Source organism: Candidatus Synechococcus spongiarum, from assembly GCF_900047545.1.
In the GTDB taxonomy this organism is placed as follows: Bacteria; Cyanobacteriota; Cyanobacteriia; order PCC-6307; family Cyanobiaceae; genus Synechococcus_B; species Synechococcus_B spongiarum_C.
The window spans coordinates 1-3,507 of the sequence record NZ_FITM01000065.1; the positions used below are offsets into that span (position 1 = coordinate 1).

Sequence of the window (3,507 nt, forward strand, 5' to 3'; positions counted from 1 at the left end):
GGAGGAGGAATGGGAAGGGCTGGGATTGGACATGACCCTACCTCTGCCCGGTGCGCCCATTGTGTACACGGCCTAGACTGGGAGGCCTGGGGGGCGCATGGGACCGTGGGAGACAGGGGCAAGACCAGGACCAGTCCGGGACCCAGGGTGCTCCTCTGCGGCTACTACGGTGAGCACAATCTTGGGGACGACGCGCTGTTGGCCACCCTTCTGGCCCTGCTGCCCCCCTCCTGCCTCGTGGCAGTCACTGCACGGGACCACCACCAGGTGCAGGCGCAGTTTGGTGTTGCCACCTGTCCCCGCGGTGAACCCATCAGGCTCCTGTGGGCCCTGATGCATAACCAGTTGTTGGTACTGGGGGGGGGCAGCTTGTTGCAGGACAGCACCAGCCAGCGCAGCCTCCTCTACTATGTGGCCCTGATCCTGGCCGCCCGTCTCCTGGGGCGCCCCGTGCTGCTGTGGGGTCAGGGCCTGGGACCGCTCAAGACCCGCACCAGCCGTCTCCTAGCCCGGCTGAGCCTCCACTTGGTGCAGGGCATCACATGGCGCGACGACCAGTCAGGCGCCATGGCTGCCGCCTGGGGCATCCACGCCCCCGTGGGTCGGGATCCGGTGTGGTCCCTTCCCCGGCGCAACGCTGTTCACAGCGCCGCTGGCCCCAGCGCGGGCGCCATTTGCCTGTGCTGGAGGCCCACGCCCCTGCTGGATGACGCCGGCTGGCGCCAACTGGAGAACCAGGTCATTGAAGACGCCAGACGGCACCGGACTCCCGTATGTCTGGTGCCGTTCCATGCCCACCAGGACGTTGCGCTGCTCAAGGCGTGTGCCGTAAGGCTTGAGGCCGCTGGCCTGGTGTGTCAATTTTGGCGTCCCCGGACGCCATGGGACTTCATGGAAGGTCTGGCGTCCGTGCATCTGGTGGTGGCCATGCGACTCCATGGGGTCATCCTGGCGGCCATGGCGGATCGGCCCCTGTTGGCCCTCAGCTATGACCCCAAAGTGGATGCTGCAGTCACCGCCATGGCCATTCCCTCCATCAGCCTGGCGGATCCCGACGGGCTCGCCGCCCTACCAGCCGCATGGGAGCGGGCCAGGCGGTGGCGCCTCTCTCCAGACCGACTGGCCCGGCACCACCAGCGTAACCGCTGCCACCAGGAGATGCTTGCTCAACGATTGGTGTAGTGTCCTGGAAATGGACACTTTGGATCTCTGCTTTCCAAAACTCCGGCTCATCCTCGTCCCCAGACCCGTTTCTCGCCCACGTGGTGGCTGCTGATAGCGGTCGTGGCGACGTTATCTGCTGTCCTCTTCCTCAGCAGGTTGGGCACAACGGGACTGGTGGACGAGACGCCACCCCTGTTTGCGGCAGCGGCGCGCAACATGGTGGAGAGCGGTGATTGGCTCACGCCACGGGTCAACGGCTACCCTCGCTTTGACAAGCCGGTGCTGGTGTATTGGCTCATGGGGCTGGGCTATGGCTTGCTTCCCCAAGCCCTGGATCCCCTGGGCAGCCTGGCAGCTCGGCTGCCCTCCGCCGTGTCAGCCACTGTCGTGAGCCTGGCTCTGGCGGATCTGCTCTGGTGCTGGCCCCAGAAAGCCGGGAGCAAGGCCAAGGCCTGGCTCGTGCCCCTGACGGCCAGTTTGGGCTTTGGTCTCTGTCCCCTGGTGCTGATCTGGGCACGCACGGCCGTAACCGATCTTCTATTTACAGCCCTGCTCGGCCTTGGTTTAATGGGTTTCTGGCGACACTACGCCCGTTGCAACCACCATGTGCCCGTTGGTTCATGGGTTGCCTTGGGGTTGGCGGTGCTCACCAAAGGTCCTCTCGCTCTTGTGTTGGCAGGTCTCACGTGCCTGCTCTTTGCTGCGCGCCAGGGGCAGATTGGCCGACTCTGGAAGACCCTCTCGCCTCTCAAAGGGGCCGTGCTGGTGGCGCTCGTGGCCTTGCCTTGGTATGGGGCTGAGTTGATCGTTGAGGGTCAGGCTTTTTGGCAGAGCTTTTTCCTGTATCACAATGTCGCACGCCTGACCCAGGGGGTCAACAACCACACTGGCCCTCTGTGGTTCTACGCTCCCGTGCTGCTCATTGGGGCCATGCCTCAGTTGCCCATGGCCCTCCATGGCGCCTGGACAGGCCTGACAGGAAGACCACGCGGGAGAACGATCACTGCAGCACAGTCCTTGCGCCGCTTCGCGGCCTGCTGGTTGCTGGCCGTTGTGATCATCTTCACCATGGCGGCAACAAAGCTGCCCAGCTACGTGCTGCCGGCCATGCCGGCCGTTGGGCTGTTGGTGGGGCTTGCCGCTGGAGACCTGGAAGAAGGCAACGCAGGAGGATTCCGGCGCGGAGCGGCCTGGCTCAGCTTGGCGCTGGCTGCCCTGGTGGGCGTTGGATGTCTGTTGCAAGAGTTGTGGCTGCCGTGGATCCGTGAACCGGCCATGCCGACCCTGGCTGTGGATGTGCAGGCCACGGGGATAATCACCACCATTGGCATGATCTGGCTGGTGGCGGCAGCCCTGGGAATGCTGGGATTGTGGCGCCGTTGGCAAAGCTGGCTGCTAGTGCTGCAGCTTGTCCTGGTCATCTGGATTCCTCTTGGCCTCCTCCCCCTGGGAAGCCTGGTGGACCACCTGCGGCAGGAACCTGTGCGCACAATGGCAGTGGCAGTCAGGGAGCACGTTTACCACGGCGAGCCTCTGGCCATGGTCGGCATCAAAAAGCCATCTCTGCATTTCTACAGTGGCCACGTGGTGCGCTATGAGGGCAGCTCCCAGCAAAGCCTGGCGAATCTTGCCCATTGCATCACCTGGAGCCCTGCTTCGGAAACCATGCTGGTGGTGATAGATCAGTTCACCGCTCAAAAAACCCATTGGCAGCGCCTTCCTGGTAGAGCGCTGGCCCGTGCAGGGGCTTATGAGCTCCGTCGCCTCAGGCGCCAGGATCTGGAGGCTGTTTTGGCTCAACTGCTTCGGGCTGGTGAAGTCAAGGGGGATTGTCCGACTCCCCATTGGGAGAGCTACAACGAGCGCACAAGAGAGAGGAGTTAAACAAAACTTGGAGCAATGGCTGCAGAGGAAGAGTCGCTCACCGTGGACATACTCGGACTGGCTGTACCTGCGAACCGACGTGATGCCTGGCTCACAGCGGAAGCCCAAGGCTGGTAGACCTGGAGCAAGAGTTAGATTGGCAGAGAGATGTTAAAGGAAGGAGATGTTGCTATGAATCCAAAGAATTATCCTGACAAAAGCGATAAAGATCACCAAGAAAGCAATGAAGAATACTGAATTCTTGACTGCCTTCCCAAGCCTGAAAAGGAGCGCAAGATTCCGATTCACTCCTTCAGCATAAGTCAACGCCCTCAACAAACTTCTCAAAATTGGATTGACCGTTTTTTTGTTGGGGGAGTGTTTGTCCCATCGGGAGCGCAAGCGAATGCGGTTTGCTCTAGCTACCCCAATTCTGGATAAGGGGAGGCGGGAAACCTGCCCTTGTGCTGGCTTGGGGCC

The 3,507-nt window shown here is 61.9% G+C and carries 3 protein-coding genes; 2 read left to right on the plus strand and 1 reads right to left on the minus strand.

Annotated features, from left to right (window positions below; genetic code table 11):
* Window positions 1-105: 105 nt before the first annotated feature.
* Window positions 106-1,182 (plus strand): polysaccharide pyruvyl transferase CsaB, encoded by a 1,077-nt coding sequence (gene csaB, locus FLM9_RS02480; RefSeq protein ID WP_180365278.1) that lies wholly within the window; start codon window positions 106-108, stop codon window positions 1,180-1,182.
* 102 nt (window positions 1,183-1,284) lie between these two features.
* Window positions 1,285-3,048, plus strand: a complete 1,764-nt coding sequence (locus tag FLM9_RS02485) for an ArnT family glycosyltransferase (protein WP_180365279.1) — start codon at window positions 1,285-1,287, stop codon at window positions 3,046-3,048.
* Window positions 3,049-3,198: 150 nt separating this feature from the next.
* Here the strand turns inward: FLM9_RS02485 and FLM9_RS08345 are convergent.
* Window positions 3,199-3,507 (minus strand): hypothetical protein (locus tag FLM9_RS08345; protein WP_218969723.1); only part of this gene is annotated, 309 nt, incomplete at its 5' end.